This window comes from Chitinophaga sp. 05T412, from assembly GCF_056396465.1.
On record NZ_JBFTLN010000002.1, the window covers coordinates 775954 to 797336 of the forward strand.

General features: G+C 46.5%; 14 protein-coding genes. 3 read left to right on the top strand and 11 right to left on the bottom strand.

All coding sequences use genetic code 11. The features are described 5' to 3' along the window. Positions 1 to 55: 55 nt before the first annotated feature. From AC1DFM_RS06830 to AC1DFM_RS06855, 6 genes are all read right to left on the bottom strand, one after another. Positions 56 to 814 carry an amidohydrolase family protein gene (locus tag AC1DFM_RS06830; RefSeq protein WP_477075950.1) on the bottom strand — a complete coding sequence of 253 codons (759 nt, stop codon included), beginning with the start codon at positions 812 to 814 and terminating at the stop codon, positions 56 to 58. Positions 815 to 998: 184 nt separating this feature from the next. Then, positions 999 to 1724, bottom strand: coding sequence for a 6-phosphogluconolactonase (gene pgl / locus AC1DFM_RS06835; protein WP_477075951.1), 726 nt, complete (start codon positions 1722 to 1724; stop codon positions 999 to 1001). A gap of 123 nt (positions 1725 to 1847) precedes the next feature. Further along, entirely contained in the window at positions 1848 to 3353 is a 1506-nt protein-coding gene (gene zwf, locus AC1DFM_RS06840) for a glucose-6-phosphate dehydrogenase (protein ID WP_477075952.1), read from the bottom strand. A 25-nt stretch (positions 3354 to 3378) separates the two neighbouring features. Then, the gene (gndA, locus tag AC1DFM_RS06845; protein ID WP_477075953.1) at positions 3379 to 4797 is read right to left on the bottom strand and encodes an NADP-dependent phosphogluconate dehydrogenase; all 1419 of its coding nucleotides are present in this window, start codon (positions 4795 to 4797) and stop codon (positions 3379 to 3381) included. A gap of 178 nt (positions 4798 to 4975) precedes the next feature. Beyond that, positions 4976 to 7555: a phosphoenolpyruvate carboxylase gene (locus AC1DFM_RS06850; RefSeq protein ID WP_477075954.1), complete on the bottom strand. Its 2580-nt coding sequence runs from the start codon at positions 7553 to 7555 to the stop codon at positions 4976 to 4978. 285 nt (positions 7556 to 7840) lie between these two features. Further along, positions 7841 to 8680 carry an energy transducer TonB gene (locus tag AC1DFM_RS06855; protein ID WP_477075955.1) on the bottom strand — a complete coding sequence of 280 codons (840 nt, stop codon included), beginning with the start codon at positions 8678 to 8680 and terminating at the stop codon, positions 7841 to 7843. A gap of 1056 nt (positions 8681 to 9736) precedes the next feature. On the opposite strand from AC1DFM_RS06855, the gene AC1DFM_RS06860 reads away from it, so the two are divergent. Further along, positions 9737 to 10567, top strand: coding sequence for a YitT family protein (locus tag AC1DFM_RS06860; protein ID WP_477075956.1), 831 nt, complete (start codon positions 9737 to 9739; stop codon positions 10565 to 10567). A gap of 45 nt (positions 10568 to 10612) precedes the next feature. Here the strand turns inward: AC1DFM_RS06860 and AC1DFM_RS06865 are convergent, their stop codons facing one another. Beyond that, positions 10613 to 11665 carry a cellulase family glycosylhydrolase gene (locus AC1DFM_RS06865; RefSeq protein ID WP_477075957.1) on the bottom strand — a complete coding sequence of 351 codons (1053 nt, stop codon included), beginning with the start codon at positions 11663 to 11665 and terminating at the stop codon, positions 10613 to 10615. A gap of 184 nt (positions 11666 to 11849) precedes the next feature. Between AC1DFM_RS06865 and AC1DFM_RS06870 the strand changes: the two genes are divergently transcribed. Both AC1DFM_RS06870 and AC1DFM_RS06875 read left to right on the top strand, forming a co-directional pair. Beyond that, positions 11850 to 12971 (top strand): acyltransferase family protein, encoded by a 1122-nt coding sequence (locus tag AC1DFM_RS06870; protein ID WP_477075958.1) that lies wholly within the window; start codon positions 11850 to 11852, stop codon positions 12969 to 12971. A gap of 155 nt (positions 12972 to 13126) precedes the next feature. Further along, positions 13127 to 13912 carry an SDR family oxidoreductase gene (locus tag AC1DFM_RS06875; RefSeq protein WP_477075959.1) on the top strand — a complete coding sequence of 262 codons (786 nt, stop codon included), beginning with the start codon at positions 13127 to 13129 and terminating at the stop codon, positions 13910 to 13912. Positions 13913 to 13989: 77 nt separating this feature from the next. Here AC1DFM_RS06875 and AC1DFM_RS06880 read toward each other — a convergent pair whose 3' ends face one another. Genes AC1DFM_RS06880 through AC1DFM_RS06895 form a run of 4 tightly spaced genes read right to left on the bottom strand, consistent with a single transcriptional unit; the run spans position 13990 to position 21318 of the window. Beyond that, positions 13990 to 15114, bottom strand: coding sequence for a redoxin domain-containing protein (locus tag AC1DFM_RS06880; protein WP_477075960.1), 1125 nt, complete (start codon positions 15112 to 15114; stop codon positions 13990 to 13992). Positions 15115 to 15117: 3 nt separating this feature from the next. After that, positions 15118 to 16257: a redoxin family protein gene (locus tag AC1DFM_RS06885; protein ID WP_477075961.1), complete on the bottom strand. Its 1140-nt coding sequence runs from the start codon at positions 16255 to 16257 to the stop codon at positions 15118 to 15120. A gap of 18 nt (positions 16258 to 16275) precedes the next feature. Beyond that, a complete protein-coding gene (locus AC1DFM_RS06890; RefSeq protein WP_477075962.1) occupies positions 16276 to 17727 on the bottom strand; it encodes a RagB/SusD family nutrient uptake outer membrane protein in 1452 nt (483 codons plus the stop codon). An 18-nt stretch (positions 17728 to 17745) separates the two neighbouring features. After that, positions 17746 to 21318, bottom strand: coding sequence for a SusC/RagA family TonB-linked outer membrane protein (locus AC1DFM_RS06895; protein ID WP_477075963.1), 3573 nt, complete (start codon positions 21316 to 21318; stop codon positions 17746 to 17748). Between the last annotated feature and the right edge of the window lie 65 nt (positions 21319 to 21383).

Consider the following 21383-nt stretch of genomic DNA (forward strand, 5'->3'; position numbering starts at 1 on the left):
CTTTGCGAATATATACGCATTGATCAATCGCTTCAATAGCTTTTTGCTTTACGCTTTATGCTTTCGGCTTATACAGCGCCAATGCATTTTCCCTGCATATCTTCGCGGCCAGATCAGCCGGAAAATTATCCAGGATCAGCTGCAGGTCAGAAGCTGCAAATGGACGCGGTGCACGGGTGGATGGCAAGTCAGTACCAAATAATAAAGCGCCGGCGTTAATAGCGCTAATTTGCCGCATAGCGGTGAGTACATCAAAGTCGCAGCGACTGAAACCCGTTGCTTTTACACGGGCGCCCTTTTCCACCAGCGGCAATAAATATTTGAATCCTGCTTTCGATAGTCCGAGGTGATCGATGACTACGGCAGGTAGTTTATGCAAAGTGGTGGAGATTCCTGGCAGTTGCCGGGAATCCACATATAATTCCACATGCCATTTCACGAGGTCGTATACACGTAAACCTAGTGTTTCCAGGTGCTTTACGCTTTCAGAGCCACCACGCTGTACATTAAAGCGCACAGCGCGTACGCCGGCCTCGTGGAGGGCAATAATTTCTTCATCTGTTGTACTGGCAGGAATCTGCGTAACACCCACATAAGCGGGGCCTAATTGTTTCAGTGCTTCCAGTAAATACAACTGATCAAATCCCTGGAAGGAACCGGATACCACTGCGCCGCCTTGTACATTCAGTGTATTCACCTGTTGCTGGTAATCTGCTACAGAAAAGTCGGCCGGTAAAAATCCCTCATTAGGTTGCATGGGGAACCGGTGATCAATAATATGTAGGTGTGCATCAAATACGGGCTTATCAAACATAATCTCATCGTTGTTGGTACAGTTCACAAGCTACTGAAAATAGCTGAAAAAGGAGAGCAGAAAGCATAAAGCCGAAAGCAAAAAGCTATTGTAGCGGAGACCAGAGCGATAAAATTTAACTTTATCTGCTTTTATCTCCGCTACAATAGCTTTTTGCTTTCGGCTTTTTGCTTTCGGCTAATAATTATATTTCCATCGCGCCGGCTGCAGCTTCATCCACAAACCAGTGTAATTCACCATCTTCTGGTCTGATCAGCTGGGAAGGGAATTGTTCGGCGTCAAAGGTGCCTTCAATAACGTTTTTCAGCGTGATAGCTTTGTTAGCGCCGGTGGTGAGAAATAATACACAGGCAGCCTTGTTGACTACTGGAGCTGTTAAAGTAATGCGATACATATTCTGGGCTTCCAGGAAGAATGCCTTTACCCAGGCCTTTTGCTCGTGTACTACGGCCGTACCGGGAAACAGGGACAGGGTATGTCCATCATCTCCCATACCTAATAATACAAGATCAAAGGTGGTTTCTTCTTTCCCAAAATATGATTTCAGTATTTTTTCATATTCGGCAGCGGATGCTTCAGGACCGATATCGGTGCGCATTACGTGGATATTTTCCGGATTTACCCCTACTTTATCCAGTAATTCGAGATAAGCCATGCGGGCATTGTTCCGTTCATCTTCAAACGGTACATCTCTTTCATCTCCCCAGAAAAAATGAATTTTCTCCCATGGAATCACCATGTTATAGGGTGCTTTTGCCAGCAGGCTATATAATTGTTTGGGCGTATTGCCTCCGGATAATACGAAAGTAAAACGCTCCTGTGTTTGTAATACTTCGAGGATGTAGTTGCTGATCCATGCAGCTACGTTTTCACTCAGTTGTGCAGGATCTTTGGCGATATGTAGTTCCATAAGAAGAATGGAATTACGAATTACAAATTACGAATGACGGATTTGTGGGTAGATAGTAAACGCGAATATTATTGCTACAATCTCCACACAAATCCGTCATTCGTAATTCGTAATTCGTAATTTTTATTTAGTCGGTAAATTAATCCAGGTATGACCATCACGGGCTACGAGTGCATCTGCATCATCGGGGCCCCATGAATCCGGTGCATAGTTCGGGAAGTCCTGCGGTGTGCGGTTTTCCCATGTTTCCAGGATAGGCATGATTACTTTCCAGGCGGCATCTACCTGGTCGCCACGCATAAACAGGGTAGCATCACCTTCCATTACATCCAGCAGCAATGTTTCATATGCTTCCGGTGCATGTTCGCCGTTGGCTGCGTCGTAGTTGAAGGTCATATCTACCGGGTCCAGTGTCATGGTTTGACCGGGGCGTTTAGCCTGGAAGCGAATCCTGATATCCATTTCCGGCTGAATGCTGATGGTGAGCCTGTTGGGGCGCCATGTTTGTGCAGCTTCCATCGGGAAGGAATAAGGAGGTGCCTCCTTGAAGGTGATAATGATATTCGTTGCTTTCTGGTGCAGGTATTTTCCGGTACGTACGTAGATCGGAACACCTTGCCAGCGCCAGTTATCGATATAAAATTTCACAGCTGCATAGGTATCGATATTGGATTTGGGATCTACTCCCTTTTCCTGGCGATAACCTACTACCTGGGCGCCTTTCATCCAGCCGGCGGAGTACTGGCCACGTACCGCGTGTTCATGCACCTTGTCAGGTGTAATGCGACGGATAGCGTTCAATACATCCACTTTTTTGTTACGCACTTCGTTGGCATCGAAAGATACGGGAGCTTCCATGGCGAGGATGCACATGATCTGCAGGATATGGTTCTGCACCATATCACGCAGGGCGCCTGCTCTTTCATAATAGCCGCCACGACCTTCCAGTCCCACGCTTTCCGCAGCAGTAATCTGGATGTTATCGATGTAGTTTCGGTTCCAAACTGGTTCAAATAATGCGTTGGCAAAACGGAATGCCAAAATATTCTGAATAGTTTCTTTACCGAGATAGTGATCGATACGATAAATCTGTTCTTCCGTAAATTTCTTCGCCAGCAGTTCATTCAGTTCATGTGCGCTTTGCAGGTCATGACCAAATGGTTTTTCCACCACAATACGGGTACAATGTTTATCGGAGCAGAGGTTCAGCTCACCCAAACGGGTAGCGATATTAGGAACCAGCTGCGGTGCAACTGCCAGGTAAAAAATAACGGTAGGATGAACGCCCCACTCTGCTTCTTTCTGTGTTACAAAATCAGTGATTTTGCTATAAGCAGCCGGATCTTCGGCATCCATCTGCAGGTAAGAAACATGGTCGCTGAAATCTTTCCAGTGGCCATTCTGCTCACCCTTCCGACGGGAAAACTTACTGATCCCTTCCAACAGGTGTTTGTTATAATCTTCGTTGGTGTAAGGGCTGCGGCCCAGGCCTGCAATCGCAAACTGCTCGGGCATCCAGTCATCTAAAAACAGGTTATATAACGCAGGCGTTAGCTTCCGGTAGTTTAAATCGCCACTGCCTCCGAAAATAAAGAGGATGGAAGCAGGTGGGCGTTTATGGATCTGCATAATTTTAATTGAAGATGAACATTTTTTAGTGTTGCTGCCACTCTGTGTGAAAAGTGCCAGGCATGTCAATGCGCTGATAAGTATGCGCACCAAAATAATCGCGTTGTGCCTGTATCAGGTTAGTTGGCATGCGACCGGTACGGAATGCATCGAAATAAGACAATGCAGACATAAAGCCAGCAACAGGTACACCAGCAGCAGCAGCTTGTGCTACTACAGCGCGGGTGTTACTTTCTACTGACTGTACCAGGTAAGCTACGCCTTCATCCAGCAGGATATTGCCCAGGTCAGCGTTTTTCTGATAAGCTTGTGTAAATACTTCCAGGAGGGTGGAACGGATAATACATCCGCCTCTCCATACTTTCACTACTTCTGGTAATGGAATTTCCATTTTCAGATCCGCAGATGCTTCACGCAACATGGCCAATCCTTGTGCATAGCTCAGGATGGTAGCGAAATACAAGGCATCATGCACTTGTTTGATCCACATGTCAGCAGGTACGTGCAGGGTATTTTCCGGTGCTTTGTACAGTGCTTCCGCCTGCAAACGTTGCTCTTTATAAGCAGAGAGCGTGCGCATGGCAACTGCGGTATCAATTACAGGTACTGCCACAGGGAGTTCCATCGCATCCTGTGAAGTCCATTTGCCGGTACCTTTAGAACCTGCTTTATCGGAAATCACATCTATGAGACGTTGGTCAGTTTTATCATCGTTCTGCAGGAAAATATCTGCTGTTATTTCTACGAGGAAAGACTGTAATGCGCCCTGGTTCCAGCTTTTGAACACTTCGTGTAACTGATCATTGTTCAGTCCTGCGCCCTTTTGCAGTAACGCATAACTTTCACTGATCAATTGCATGATGGCATATTCAATACCATTGTGTACCATTTTTACGTAGTGGCCGGCGCCTTCTTTACCGAGATAAGCTACGCAAGGCACTTCCTTTACTTTGGCCGCAATGGCTTCCAGCATAGGTTTTACCTTGGCATATGCATCCAGGTCGCCTCCGGGCATGATGCTGGGGCCTGTACGGGCGCCCTGCTCACCACCGGAAACGCCCATACCCATAAAATGGATACCTTTCGGACGAAGTTCCTGCACGCGGCGTAAAGTGTCGGTATAGTGGGAGTTACCACCATCTATTACTACATCGCCCTGCTCCAGCAGCGGCAACAGAGAAGCAATCACGTCATCTACCGGTTGACCCGCCGGTACCAGCATCATCAGTTTGCGTGGACGTTCCAGCAACTGTACCATCGTAGCCAGTTCTGCTACGCCTTTAACAGTTGTACCGGGCGTAGCGGCTGATTCCAGTGCGCTGTTCTTGGCAGCGTCTTTATCAAAGCCGATAACGGAAAAGCCATGATCAGCCATATTCAGCAACAGGTTTCTACCCATTACGCCGAGGCCAATCATTCCAAAGTCATATAAGCTGTTTGCCATATATAGAGAAGTTACTTAAGGAGGTGTAAAAGTAGGGAAGAATTACGAAATATTGCAGTCAGCCTATTTTTTGTGACGATTGTATCACAGAGCAATTGCTCATATAAAATGCGTGAGCCTTTGGATATCTCCAAAGGCTCACTGTTTATTTTTATCTCCATGATGTCTATGTAACGCATTATGCAGAGTTTCTGCCCGCGTTGATAATACCGAACGAACAACGCATAATCAGCTTTTCGTAGGTTTCCCTGCCATGCCCGTTGTCCGGATGTGAATCCAGTTCCCGGATACGGGTCAGTGCATATTGTTGCGTAGTCAGCAACGGCAGCACAATCCGCTCCCGCATCTGTATCGACAACAGGTCTATCGGACTACCACCCATCAGTTCTGCTTCGTTGGTCAGCAGCAACAGGTATTTACGGGTAAGTTCAAATTCGTTGTAGATCATCTGCCATACTTCCCCATACTGCGGATGTTTGGCCAGATAGGCGGTCAACGGGAAATAGCTTTTCTTCATCGCCATTTCACAGTTATCCAGCAGCGTGCGGAAAAACAGCGAATGTTTATACAAAGCCGCTACTTCTTCCCATTTACCTTGTTTATCCAGTTGCTGCAACGCACTGCCCACGCCATAATATCCGGGTACGTTCTGTTTCAGCTGGCTCCAGGCACCTACGTATGGCACTGCTCTCAGGTCGTTGAGATTGAGTTTAGCAGAGGCATTACGTTTACTGGGGCGGCTGCCGATATTTGCTTCCGCATAGTAGCGCAGCGGGCTGGCATGATCCAGGTAGGCCAGGAAATGCGGATGTGTTTTTAATTTTTTGTAAGATTGATATCCTCCATCAGCCAGCAGCTGCAATAAATCTTCTTCTGATTTAGTCAGCGTTACATCGCGGGAAGAAAATAATTCATTGCTGATACCTGCGTGAATCAGTTGCTCCATGTTGAACTGCGCGGCATCAATGGTACCAAAGTTAGAGCTGATCGTTTGCCCCTGAATGGTTTGCTGAATTTCCTGATTGGCAATATTTCTACCCATGGAAGCGTAGAACTGGTGCGTTTTTCCGCCACCACGTGCCGGAGGACCTCCCCTGCCATCAAAAAACACCACGCTGATGCCGTACTCTTTGGATATTTTGGTCAGCTCTTCTTTAGCTTTATAGATGCTCCAGTTGGCCATCAGGTAACCACCATCTTTAGTGCCATCGGAGAAACCAAGCATAATGGTTTGTTTACACTGGCGACGACGCAGGTGTTCGCGGTAGTCTTTATTTTCATATAGCAACTTCATCACCTGGCCTGCATGACGCAAGTCTTCGATGGTTTCGAAGAGCGGCACAATATCTACTGTCATTTCTTCCTTCTGCCATCCACTCAGCAGGAACATACCATATACTTCCATCACATTCAGCACGCTGGTGCTGTGACTGATAATATAACGGTTACATCCTTCTTCTCCGTTGGCGGCTTGTATTTGTTTGATGCCGGCAATGGTTTGCAGGGTGTCCTGGTGCAGGGAGTTTTCCAGCGATGCAGGATCTATTGCCGCGGAGATATTGAGTAACGCCGCAATTTTCTCCTCATCGTTCAGGGAAGTATAGTTGTCTGGTAATGCCTTGGTTTGTGCAGCCACAGCCTCCAGTACCGCTTCGTGTATAGAGCTGTCCTGGCGGATATCGAGGGAGGCAAAGAATAATCCGAAGATTTCTACTTTGCTGATCAGGTTGTCTACCAGGTGAACGAACAGGCCGTTATGTTCGGCGAGGATCGTACTACGTATATCCGACAACGTGTCCAGGATTTCTTTGCGGCTGATATCTGCTTTATGGCCGGGGATAAAAAGATTGCGGGATAGTTTTTGTTCCAGTGCAGCCACTACGTTTTCTACGCCTTTGAAGGTGAGGCGGCGGCGCAGGTTCCGTACTTCCCGGAAGTAACATTTCATTATAGAAGAACGCAGGGCTGCGGCCACTTCCAGGGTAGTAGGCGCATTTACGAAAGGGTTGCCGTCCCGGTCGCCGCCAGGCCAGAAGCCCATGCGGATAAGGGAATTATCGCTGCTGATAGCGCCGGGGAACTGCGCCCGGATGGACGACAGGATGCGGCCGGCGGATTGATAGAATATATTTTCCAGGAACCACACCAGGCTGATGGCTTCATCATACGGGGTGGGTTTCTCTTTTTTGAAGAAAGGTGTTTTACCCAGCTGTTGCAGGTACATATTTACCTGGCTGGTATTTTCATCGATCAGCGCTTTAGACAGGTCATTAATAATACCTAATACTTCGCCGGGATAGAACTGGGTGGGGTGTGCGGTGARTACCAGCCGTACGGAAAAGTCTTTCAGTTTTTCCTTCAGCTGTTCCTGCGCCTGCTCCTGGATTACTTCCGATTGCAGGTGGCGGAGGGTGCCGGCACCTTGCAGGTCGCGGATATTGCGGAAGGCGGCATCTTCGAGGGCATCAAATAATACTACTTGTCTTTCTGCATATTGCACAAATCGGAATAGCAGGTCCGTTCGCTGTTTCTCCTCTGTATAAGTGGTATACTGTTTAAAAAAGGAGTCCATGATTTCCTGCGGGCTGTTGCCTTTGGCATAACCTTCCTCACAATGCAGCAGGAAAAGCGACAGGAACACGCCTGTTTTTTCCACGCGATGGAAAGGTAATGAGGTGAAGAGGCTATTATACAGCTGGAACTTGGTACCAACGAGGTTCTTAAACTGTTGCAGCGAGTTATTTACCGGCGCTTCCATACTAATTATCCGTTTATAGTGCTAAAGAAGAAGACTAAGCGGCCGTTAAATTAATAATTATTGCGGTAATTTTTAAATTTTTTGATTTTTGTTTGACATATATACAGAAAGTTTGAATATTATCAAATAAAACCACTTAAAAAAGGCAATCCCGGCCACCTTATGTGGGCCGGGACTGGTATCAGGATTAGAATGCGCAGGTTAAATGGTCGGTTAAATGGATGTAGGCCGGATAAACAGGACAGACGAATTTGATGGGTGAAACAATTAATGATGCTGATCTAACTATTGTCCCAGTACGAACCGGATAGGGAGATTAAAGAATACGGCCACGTTTTGTCCGTTCTGACGGCCAGGCCTCCACTTAGGCATGTTGCTCACCACACGTTTAGCTTCTTCTTCGAGGCCACCACCTTTTGCCGCGCCTACAGTTTTTACATCTGTAATACTACCATCACGGTTCACTACAAACTGAATGAAAACGGTGCCTTGTATTTCGTTCTCCTGAGCCATATGCGGGTATCTCACATTTTTATTGAGATACTTTCCGAGGGCAGGTTCGCCACCAGGAAATTCCGGCATAATTTCAACGAAAGCAACCGGACCATTYGCGTCAGGGGCAGCCGCAGCGGATACTACAACTCCGCCTCCACCTAACTCACCAGGTCCCAGATCTACATCCGAGCCACCTTCTACTCCAACTGTTGTTTTAATGCCGATCACTTTATCCACCATGTCAGCATTTCTTGGAGGCGCTTCATCTGGCGGCACATCTCTATCCACTATTATAGGTGTTGTTGCTCTAATACCTGCAGCCAGTGGCGGAGGAGCACTTTGCGCAGCCGGTGGTGGCGTGATAATCTTTTTTTCTTCCGGAATATCAATTGTTTGTATCACCGCTGGTTTCGCTACAAACGCAGGCCGATGCGCATTTTCAGCAGCCATTAATGTGTTGTTCAACACATAACCGCCAATCATTACCAACACAATAGAAGCAGTACCTACTATGGCGTTACGAACACGTTTATCGTAGCGGCTGCGGAGCTCATACGCTCCATAATCTTTATTCCTTCCATCGAAGAGAATGTCGAGGAATTCATTCCCCGGGATTTTAGTTGCGTCCATGGTAATTTGTTTTTTAATTAGATGTGCAGCTGAAATATTTTCCATACGGATATTGAAAATATTTTTTTGGGGAGATGGGAAACGCCGTGTGGGTATATGATGGCGCGATGGTGGGTGCGGGTATATAATAATGACCGTACCCTTTATATAAAATAGAAGTCCCGACGGTTGTCGGGACTTGCTGGCACTGGGGACCTTACCTGGAAACAAGTGGCTCCTTTTATTCAATCAGGCTTTCCGAAAAATGTATAGTCGTACACGTTATATGTATGTCACCACTTCCGGATAATGTTTTATGTAATGGTTGGCAAGTGGCGATGAATGTGTTTGAATGCTTCAGTTGTTCGGGGCAGTCACCAACAAATCCCACCAGAATTGTTTGAGGCAACGCCCCTTTGAACTGAAGTCGATCGTTTAATTTCATTGGATAGTAACAACAATTGTTTCGTTGCGCATACTTTAAAAACGTGTATACGTAACCATTATATTATATATTGTAATGGTTGGTAAAAGTTAATAGCATTGTTTTCATATTATCATTGAGTAAGGTAACGATGAAGATGTTGGTTATAAATGCCAGGAGGATGCGGGTAAGTATGTTGCGGATAATTTACCACCAATAAATTTTTGCAATATACCGTCCCCGCACGCCACACCAGGCACTCTATTTACAGCTTACAGAACGCAAGATTTTTTCATCAACAGCTACAACACGCAGCCGTTTGGATGTAACGGGAACAGGTGATATTCTCCACGAATTGATGCGTGTGGGAACGCATTCCACTAGTTAGCATGTGCCGGGTCATAGTGTATTTTAATTTACACGTTTTCAATAATGATGGCTGCAACACATTGCTGGTGGATCAAAGGATGCCGGAAGCGTTTTGCCGATTGCTTCCCCCTTATCGTGGCAGACAATAATAGTCTACTGAATTGGTAGACAAATATACCATGGGGTTTTATTAATTCCAAATTATTGAAAGACTTTTTTGTTATTTTTCTTTCACCGTAGGGTTAGCTGTGATGGGGACTAAGACAAAAGCGTATTTTTGCGCCATGAAAGAGCTTGTGAAAAATATATTACTCATCATAGCGGGTGCGTTCATCTTCGCGGTGGGCATCAACTATCTGGCTATCCCCAACAAATTATCCGAAGGGGGCGTCATTGGTATTACCATTGTAACCTATTACTACTGGGGCTGGTCGCCAGGTATCACCAACCTGATTATTAATGCCATCCTTATTATCGCCGGTTATAAGTTGCTGGATAAACGTTCTATGTTATACACCTTCCCAGGTATTTTCTTCTGTTCCCTGTTTCTCTACCTGACGGAAAAACCGATTATACCAGTTACCGACAACCCCTTGCTGGCAGCTATCTTTGCAGGGTTATTGGTAGGTATAGGCATCGGACTGGTGTTCCTCTCCGGTGGCACCACCGGCGGTTCTGCCATTATAGCCCGCCTGTTCAATAAGTACCTTGGCTGGAGTCTGGGCAAGGCGATGCTCATTTTAGATATCGTAGTCATACTGGCATCTTCCTTTATCATTGGTGTAGAAAAAACCATGTATACCTTTATTGCGGTATACATTGGCGCCAGAACAGTAGATTATATAGTAGACGGTTTGAATACCAAACGTGCCGTCACCATCATCACCAATCATACCGAAGCCATTGCACAAAAAATTACCGGCGACATGAACCGCGGCGCCACCATACTGCATGGACACGGCGCTTATACGAAATCTCCCAAGGAAGTACTATATGTCATCATCGGCAAACAAGAGCTGATGCGCCTGAAATCATTGGTACAGGAAACCGATCCCGAAGCATTTTTCGTGATACACGAAGTACATGAAGTTTTTGGCCGGGGCTTCTCCAAATAAAATTTTATCGCTTTCGGACCGCGATAGCCGCGGTCCGAAAGCGGATTACTCCGTTAACGCCCGTATTAGTTTTATCTCCGCCACATTATAAGGCGTTCCATCTTTCCGGAAAATATCATGGTACCAAAGCGCGGGCTCACTTCCATCCTGCACCGGCATCCCCTGTGCATACATGGTATTGGTTTTACCCGCCACCAGTCCCCAGCTATAGGCGCCAATATTCTCCTGCTTCAGCAAAGGCATTATATTATCGAAACGGCTTCCCAACGTACGAGCCATGTATTCCGTGCAAAGCAACGGGCGATTGAATGGGCGCAACTGTTGAATATCCTGCTGGTGCATATCAGGCGGCAGATAGTTGTGATAGGTAATGATGTCGGAATGCGCTTCCTCATATTCACTCAGCTCCTTTAAATCCGGGTTCCAGATGCCCACGGTTAAAGGTTGTGAAGGCTTTACCGCCCGGCTCCAGCGAAACACGTCCTCCAGCAGGGACATACTCCTGTTGCCGGCTCCAAAGCTGCCAGGCTCATTGTAGAGGTCCCAAAACAATACCCGTGGATCTTTACCAAAGGTTTGGAGTATGTCTTTTACATATCTCTCTAAAGTATCCTTCAACATAGGATGATCAAAGATGGCGATACCAGGGTCCTGCACCCAGCGCGAGTTATGTACGCCCGGGATAGGCGGTGGTTGCGGACCACCTGCATATACATTGTTCCAGCAGTCGTCAAAAAACACGAACGCCGTAGAGAGGTGGTGGCGGGTCGCAATCGCCAGATAAGTAGCCATACGCTGCTTAAAACCCGGCGCATCTTCCACCCAGGGGACGTGATGCAGGTATACCCGCATGGAATTGAGGCCAATGCCTTCGGCATATCCCAGCTCGCGGTCGATAGTAGTGGAATCAAAAGTGGCGGCCTGCCACATTTCCAGCTGGTTCACCGCGGTGCTGGGAATAAAATTACAGCCACGAAGCCACCCTTTGGCGGCATACCAACGCTGTGCTTTTTCGATGGGCCAGGTATCTGAAGGGGCTTGTTTACAGGCAGTTATCAGGAGGGCTATCCCGCATACTGCCATTAATTTGTTGAGCATAGGGGCAAGGATTAAGGGGTATCTAAAAATAATCAATTTTAAGATCTCTTGCCGGGATTTGTGCGCCCTCATACATCTTTCTTCGATATTTCATATTTGGATTTTGATTTTTAGATGTATATATTGTAGTCGCACAACGCACTTTTCATTCCTTACCATCTTATCAACCAATAATTAAAGGGAAATGACACAAAGCTCTCAACGCTTTTTACCGCTGGACGTATTCCGCGGCATGACCGTTTGTTTCATGATCATAGTGAACACAGGCGGTACAGGTGGAACATATTGGCCACTCGATCATGCCGCCTGGCATGGATGGACGCCCACCGACCTTGTATTTCCTTCGTTTCTTTTTGCTGTAGGCAACGCCATGAGCTTCAGCATGAGAAAATATGAACAACTGGGAAATTCAGCGGTGCTCGGAAAGATTTTCAAGCGCACCCTGATTATTTTCCTATTGGGCTACCTGATGTACTGGTTCCCGTTTTTTGAACAAACCGACCACGGTTGGTCCTTCAAACCATTTAGCGAAACCCGCGTACTGGGCGTATTACAACGTATCGCCCTCTGTTATGGCATTGCTTCCCTGTTAATTCATTACTGCTCTAAAAAAGTGGTATGGGGTGTTAGTGCCCTGTTTTTGCTGGGCTACTGGGCTATCTTATGGTATTGCGGCACTCCTGGTGATCAATATAGCATGACCGGCAACGCCGGCATCTTCCTCGATAAACTGGTGCTGGGTGAAGGTCATATGTACCACGGCGAAGGCATTGCATTTGATCCGGAAGGCATACTGAGTACCATTCCCGCAGTAGTAAATGTAGTAGCCGGTTACTATACCGGTTTGTTTATACAGCAACAAGGCAGAACCAAACAAGGCCTGATGCGCATGGTCATGATAGGTATTGTACTGTTTGCATTGGCCTATGCCTGGAATACCCTATTCCCTATCAACAAAAAACTGTGGACCAGCTCTTATGTACTGCTCACCATCAGTATAGACCTGTTCCTTTTATCACTGCTTATATTCATCATTGATATCGCTGGCTTTACCAAAGGCACCGGATTTTTCACGGTATTCGGAAAGAACCCGTTGTTCCTTTACCTGCTGTCGGAAATCCTCGCCATCATATTCTGGACGGCACATGTAGGCGGCGACAGCTTGTACAAGTGGATCAACGATACTATTTTCCAACCGATGTCTCCTGGCAAATTTGGATCGCTGCTATTTTCACTGGCCTTCATGCTCACCTGCTGGCTGGTAGGATACATTTTAGATAAACGTAAAATTTACGTGCGGGTGTAAGAAAGAGCGGAAAGCTAAAAGCAAAAAGCTATTAAAGCGGATGACCAAAGCGAGTATTTAAATTACTTCTCCGCTTTGGTCATCCGCTTTAATAGCTTTTTGCTTTCTGCTTTTAGCTTTCTGCTTTTGCCTATATTGTAACCAAAACAAATCCAATGGACCTCTCACTGAATGGAAAAACAGCCCTGGTATGTGGCAGCTCACAGGGAATAGGATTAGCTACAGCAGAAGAACTGGCATTATTGGGCGCCACCTGCATTTTACTGGCCAGGAATGAAGACCGCCTGAAAAGCGTGCTCCCCACGCTGAGTACCAGCCAGGGACAGCAACACCGGTATATAGTGGCCGACTTTTCAGAAGTAGCGCAAGTCACTGCAGTAGCAGCAGCTATAGCAGCGCAGGGTCCCGTACATATCCTGATCAACAATACCGGCGGCCCCGCCTCCGGTCCTATTTTATCTGCAGATGCTACTGCCTTCACCGATGCTTTTTCGCAACACCTGCTTTGCAATCAGGCGCTGGCACAAGCCCTGGTACCGGGTATGATCGCCGCAGGCTTTGGACGCATTATCAATATCATTTCTACTTCTGTAAAAACGCCACTCAAAAATCTCGGCGTATCTAATACTACCCGCTGGGCCGTTGCGGCCTGGTCTAAAACCCTGGCTACGGAGCTGGCGCCACATGGCATTACGGTAAATAATGTATTGCCTGGATCTACCAGTACCGCGCGACTGGAAGGCTTATTCCGCAGCAGTGCAGCCGCCAGAAACGTATCGCCGGAAGTAGTGGCTGCTGAGTGGCTGAAAGAAATTCCGATGCAACGCTTCGGAGAAGCCCGTGAAATAGCCGCGCTGGCCGCATTCCTGGCCTCGCCTGCCGCCGCCTATATTACGGGCACCAGCACCGCGGTAGATGGCGGGAAAACACCTGTGATGTAATGTCTTCGCATAAAAAAAGTGGGTAGTACCTGGAGGTACTACCCACTTTTTTTATTCTTCATTTTTTACTTCAGCATTTACTTCAACACTTCTGCCAGCTTCGCCGCTAATTTATCGCCACGCAGATTTTTTGCGATAATCACCCCATTAGGGTCCAATAAAAAATTCTGTGGTACCGCTGTGATGCCGTAAGCTTTTGCTACTTCATTACTCCAGCCTTTCAGGTCACTCACGTGCAACCATGGTAACTGATCATCATTAATAGCTTTGATCCAGGGCGCTTTTTTATCATCGAGTGAAATGGCGATAATCTCAAAATTCTTGTTATGATATTGTGCGTAGGCATCGCGTACATGAGGATTTTCTGCTCTGCAGGGACCGCACCAGCTAGCCCAGAAATCTACCAGTACATACTTACCTTTCAATGATGCTAATGAAATAGCCTGTCCGGTGGTATCCATTTGTGTAAATGGCAACGCGGATTGTCCGATAGCCGTTCTTTTAGCAATATCCAGTTTTGCGGCTAACTCCTTTCCTTTCGCTGAATTGCGAAAGCGCTGATCCAGACCATTAAAGAGCGGTTCAAACGTGGCAGGATTGATAATGCTACTACGCTCTTTCACCATATGCCAGGATACAAAAGATGCCGGATGGTCTTTGATAAATGCCAGCTCAATGTCGTCGCTTTTTTCTGCCAGCGGTTGTGCTATTTTTCGGAGAGAATCTACTACCTTATTGTTTTTCGCCAGAAATGCCTTCGTCATTATTTCTGTTAACGGCGTCATCTGATCAGTGAATGGTTTTTGTTGCTGCTTTAACAGCAAGTAATCCGTTTGCGCCGCACCACCGCTAATCAGGGCTGTTTTCATACGACCGTTACCGTTAACTGTAACAGTGCCTTTCTCCAGGAAAAAATCCTGCTTATCTGCCGCTATCATTTTCTCAATGGTAAAAATACCATCATCATCCAGTGCCTTCAGTTTCAGTGTGGCATTGACCGGTTCTGCAACGGTGCCTTTTATTTCAAAAGCGCCATTTTTTGTAATCGCAGAATCTTCTGTGATTACTTTACCAATGCGATAGCTGAGCATCACTTTGGTTTCTTTTTCAAGTCCGCTGATTTTACCTTTAATAGTATACTTTCCCTGTGCGATAGCGCCCGTAGTCGTGAGCAGCGCGGCAATTGCAATAATATATCTCATCTGTTAGTTTTTGAAAATTCCTGTTAATTTTTCGGTTAATCCTTCTGCTTCCTGGCCTACATATCTCCCTATAATTTTACCTTCTTTATCCAAAAGTATTTTGGTAGGAAAGGCAGTAATACCATAGGCTTTTACCGCATCAAACTGATCGATGCCATGATTATTAAGCACCTGAATCCAGGGGAGCCCATCTTCTTCAATCGCTTTTTTCCATACTGCATCAGCGTCGTTGCCTTGTTCCTGTGCAATGCCGACAATCTCAAATCCGGCACCCTTGTATTTGCTATACAATTCTTTCAGGTGAGGATGGCTCTTGCGACAAGGGCCGCACCAGCTGCCCCAGAAATCGAGTAGTACATATTTTCCCTGTAATGCCTTCAGGTTTACCGGCTGGCCATTGATATCTGTTTTATTCAAGGCGATGGCCTGTTTACCGATGCTGGTCGCTTTGCTGGCGGTTAATTTCTGTTCAATCCTTTTTGCATACTCCGATGTTTTATACGTACCAGCTAAACGATGATAGGTAGCTTCGAGTGTAGCCAGATCCATGCTGTTCACCATATTCGCCAGAAAATACATACTTACCAGTGAGCCGGGATGCGATTGAATAAAAGCGGTTTGCAGTTTCTCCTGTTGTGTACCAAGCTGCTCCCGTTGTTCACGCGCTTTTGCGGCCAGAGAGGTGTCTTTGTTAGACTGTTGTACCCATTGCCAGTTCTTCTCCGTAATAGCGGCTTCTTTCCCTTTAATACTGCCCCACTCTTCATTTTCTTTTCCGCCCTTTACGGTAGCCTTGTAAATGGCATTGGCATCACCGGTAATGCTGATGGTGTTGTTAGACAGAAAAAACTCCAACCCCGGAGAAGGAATATATCCACGATCTGTTTTAATATTTAATGCCGGGTTACGGGTGATGAAATGACATAACACTGGCTGGCTTACCTTCCCTTTAAAAATCAGCGTATTATTCTCCGTGGTGTAATTGCTGTCAATTACAAAGTCTTTACCATCCATGTATGCGATGATAAACTTTGAATCGCCGCTATTCTTCAATGTGGCCTTGACAGTATATCCCTGCTGGGCACTGGCGTATAAAGAGCCAGCTATGAGCAACCCTATACCGGCTATTTTTTTAACATTCATATATGGTCATTTTATTGATTAAGGATTGTCTTCCATACCTGGATTCAGCATTAAAATCTTAGGCGGAATTTTAAGTGTCAGACGTTTTTTAGGCAGGGTAAAAGTGGCTGAACCCAATTGGTGGGTGTAGGTTACATTTTTGAATAGCGGGTCGTTAGACAGGCGGCGCATATCAAACCAACGCATACCTGTACACGCATATTCCCGGAGTCTTTCATCTACTGCAAATCGGATAAGGCCTTCCTGTGTAGTGGCGTCTACACCAGCTTTGGCAGCGGGCAAACGATTACTGCGAAGGGTGATCAGGTCTGCTGTTGCGCCAGCCAGATCGCCAGTGCGGGCCTTGCATTCTGCCAGCATCAGGTACAGGCCGGGAAGAGAGGGACCGAAGTTAATCGCGAGCGGCGAGTTATGCAGCAAGTAAGGGAGTTGAATACTACCCGTGAAATAATCGGTTCCGTAAAAAAACTTGAGCCGCAGGTCAGCAGGATCATATTTTGCCAGTACGGCAGGACTTAACATCGCTACATTGGCAAATGAAAAAGTGAGCAGAATAACCTGTTTCAGGTAAATATTTTCCTGGTTATCGAATGCCTGAGGCATATTGAAAGCGCCATAGCTGGGCATAAACGGCGATGTCCAGGTAGGCATCACTTTATTATAATCGTAGAATTGTAAAGGCACCGCTGTATTGCTCAGGGATGTTTTACATTGCTGCAGGGCAGCCAGCGCCAGGTCATATTTCCCCATTGTAAAATATACCTGTCCCAATATGTAATATCCGGCGGACTTGCCCATGCGCAAGCGCATAGGCGTTACCTCCGGCAGGTCTGGAATGGCGGATACCAGTTCATTAATGATATAGTCATATACTTCCTGTACACGGGCTCTCTTAAATCCGGAAGCCACCGCATTGGCAGTAGTTACCAATGGTACACCCGGATCTGTGGCCGCTGTAGCGGGATCATAAGGCTTTGCAAAATAGTTTAACAGCATAAAGTGCATCAGGGCGCGACCTGTTCTGGCCTCCGCCAATAATGCCTTTTTCTTTGGCAGGTTATCATCCACAACAGACATCACGTTATTCGCCACTACGTTGTAGGTGTAGTTCTGGCCGTAGAAAGTACCCCATTCTACCGCATCGGCATCGGGCAAATACAAATTATCTTTCCAGGCATAGCCATTCTGATAGGAAAGATCCATCAGGGAGAGATAGGCAGAATCTGTAATCACGTCGTCACCCATCATCACACACATATCCGCGCCACCTTTTGAACTGGTGCTGCCATCCGCATTTTGCAACACATCGCCGTAATTCATCAGGTTAGTGCTGTTGAACAGGCCATTGTACTGATCCAGTGTACGTGGCGTGTCTTTTCCTTTGGGTGTTATATCCAGGAATTTGGTACAGGAAGCGCTCATCAGCAGCCCTACTGTTACCCCAATATATATTAGTTGTTTGTTGATCATGTTACCAGTTTTAATAGATTATTTAAACCTAACGTTCACGCCTACTGTAAAGAATGGTTTCATAGCGGGTGCTCTTACGCCGTACATCAGCCTGAAATATTCCGGATCTATCCCGTCTTTATTGGCTTTCCACAGCATCACATTATTCATTTGTGTGTAGATACGGCAGCTTTCCATCCAGGCATGATTGATCACACTAACCGGCAAATTCCAACCCACCGTCAGATCACGAAGTTTGATGTACGATGCGGAAACAATATTGATATCCGCCTGTTGATACAACTCCGTGGAGCGACGCGCAATGTTCTGGGCATTCAATGGTACATAAGAAGGGACATTGGTGTGCGCTTCATCACCCGGTTGCTTCCAGCGGTCTTCAAAAGAAGCCGGGAGATTAGCGGTTAACCTGCCGGAATAAAAAGTATTCACATCTCTCCTCATCTGATATCCCAGGTTATAGACTACCAGGAACGACAGATCAAAACTGCCGTAACGGAAACTGTTGGTCACGCCACCATACCAGGCGGGTTGCGACACCCCGGCATAATGCAGGTCGTCGGCTACAACGCCGGAAGAGTTTTTCACGGTTTTACCCCCGGCAGTAGTTACCTGTGGATCGCCCAAAGCGTCCAGTCCTGCCCATTTATACGCGAAGAAACCGTAAGCAGGATAACCTTCCACAAAGCCTACATTCGCTTTGTTCGAAGGGGTGAGCGGTGTGTTGCGGTTTAATTTCAACACCTTGTTTTTATTGTAGCCAAGGGTAAACAACGTACTCCAGGAGAAACGCCCCCTTACTATGTTTCGGCTGTTGAGCTGCAGGTCGATTCCCTTATTCAGCATATCACCAAGGTTAGCATACCCAAAATACCAGCCCGCTGTTCTGTCTAATGGCTGAGAGCCCAGCAGGTCGATGGTTTTCTTGCGGTATACGTCTATAGCGCCACTCAGGCGACTATCGAACAAATCGAAATCAACTCCGATATTCATCATCTTCGTACGTTCCCAGGTCAGCATTTTATTACCGGGCATCAATGGGCGGTAACCAATGCCTACGCTGTTAAACAGCGGACTGCTTTCTGCTAGTACAATATCTACAGAACTACCAGATCCGGGCAATGGTGCATTGCCTCCCAATCCGTACGTGGCACGGATATTCAGGCGGTTCACAGATTTAATAGCAAAGAAAGATTCATTGCTGATGATCCAGCCCGCACCGGCAGACCAGATCGGTTTGTACTGCTGACTTTTCTCTGTACCAAACAGGTTCGATTGGTCCATACGCACGCTACCATTCAGATTATACCGTTGTTTATAGGTATAAGCACCGTTCGCATACAAAGAAAAAAAGCGGGTTTCTATTTCTCCTACTGCAATGGGGTTTCCTGATAAAGTACTCCTGGTAGCCGTATTGTTGCCAATTACCGGATTGGTTACCCCTGTGGTTTGCAGCGTTTTTTCATCAAACACATTATAAGTTTGTGTCTGGTAGTTAAATCCTCTGCGGGTAGAAGAGAAAGAACGGGTTCTATCGCCACGCACTTCCGTACCAGCCAGGAAAGTAAGTTGGTGTGCCTTGAAGCTGTTATCGTACATCAGCTGATTACGGGCTGTCCAGGAAACATTCTGTGCGGTATAGGTTTGATATTGCCCGCCTGATTCCGGCAGGAAGTATACTGGGCGCGCACCGGGTGTAGGAGCGGCCTGTGTAAAATGCACCAGTTCATAACGTGTTTTATACGACTGTTGATCGTAGAATGTTTGCATGTTGGTATTCACCTGCTGGTATTGGAATCTTCCATCGTAGGTGAGCCCTTTCCATAATTTTATATTCAGCCCGGCATTAGCACGCACCGCGCCGGTAGTACTATCGTTGTTGGTGGTATAACCGGATTCTTTCAGAGGAATATAGTTCAGGTTCAATCCACTTTTATTCTCTGCATTTTGCCGGTATGGCTGATACATCTGCAGGTAAGCCTGTGACAATGGATTACCGGCTGCATCCGCTAGCATGGCGTAAGGGAGGTAAGTATTGAGATCAGGGAGAGATGGGATCAGGAAACGAGTCGATTTCTGCTGCGATAAATTCACGGTCACATCTGCCTTCACACTTTTGCTGAATATAAAGTCCTGGCGCAGGTTCAGCTGATAACGATTCATAGCCGCCTTATTGGTTTGCTCCTGATTGGTGTATGACACAGAACCATAATAAGAATGGAACTGGCTACCACCGGTAAATGAGAGGCTATGATTGGTGAGCAGTGCAGGTTGTTGCAGGTATTTATCTATCTGACTACGATTATTTAATCCGGCCAGTGAATCGAGTCGCGCATTCGCTACATCTGATGTAATCAAGCCGTTGGCCTGATCGTATAATATTTGCTCATGCGGATATACAATCGGATCTGAATTACCTACGCCCGGAGCAGTGACAGTTTTCCAGGGGTACGACGACGGATTAAATACTTCCTTAGCGGCATTGACAAACTGGCGACCGTTCATTTTATGTTGATAACTATAGTCTGGTAATCCTCTAAAAGACACGAAACCATCATAGTTCATTTTGATGCGGCGCTGCTGATCTTTTCCTTTACGGGTAGTGATCACCACCACACCGTTAGCTGCATTAGCGCCCCAGATAGAAGCTGCGGTAGCGTCTTTCAGGAAAGTAATGCTTTCCACATCATTGGGGTTGATGAAGTCGGTGATGTAGTCATTAGACATGGGTACATTGTCTACCACAAATAATGGCCGTCTGCTGGCGTTTACACTGGATACCCCTCTTATCAGAAATTTATCTGCACCGGCGCTGTTATTCACGGCAAACCCAGGCACCAATCCTTCCAAACGATCCACCACACTCATGCTGCCGGACTTTTGCTGCAACTGAGTACCCTCTACTTTTGTAAATGAACCGGCGCTTCTTTCTTTTGAAATGGTTTGATAACCGGTTACCACCACCTGCTGCAACAGGGAAATATTTGGAGAAAGGATAATTTCCAGGTAGGACTTCTCTCCCACTTCCACTGTTTTAGACATAAACCCCATACTGGTAATTACCAGTACAGGATTGCTTTCTGAAACGGCAATAGCGAATTCACCTTTCGCATTGGTATTATTTCCGGCCTGCATATTTTTCAGCATCACCGTTACACCGGGTAATGGATTGTGGGCTTCATCCAGTACTTTTCCTTTGATAATGCGCTCCTGTTTTGCGGGCGCTGGTTGCTGACTAATCACTACCAGGTTAGTTTCGGTGCTGGAGAATCCAAGTCCGGTGCCCTGCAATACTTCTTTCAGTATATCCGTTAGCGTTACATTATCCACATCAATGGATATCAGCTTGTCGGCAGGAATAATATTGTTTCCATACACAAAGCGCAATCCTGACTTTTGTTCAATAGCGCTAAAAACCTTTGTCAGCGGTACTTTCTTCAGGTGCAGGGATAATCGGATGTTTTGTTGAAGCCTGGCGGCGAACGTGTGGATACTGCAGAGTAGCAGTAATAGCATGGTCATTCCCGTAACACGACAAAGAATGCTCCTGCCGGCATGCACGATAAGTGCAGTCCGTAGACTAAATTTTTTCATACATTTAGTTGGTTAATGTCCATAATGGGAAACAGACGCCCGGCAAAAGCCCTGTTTCCGTAACT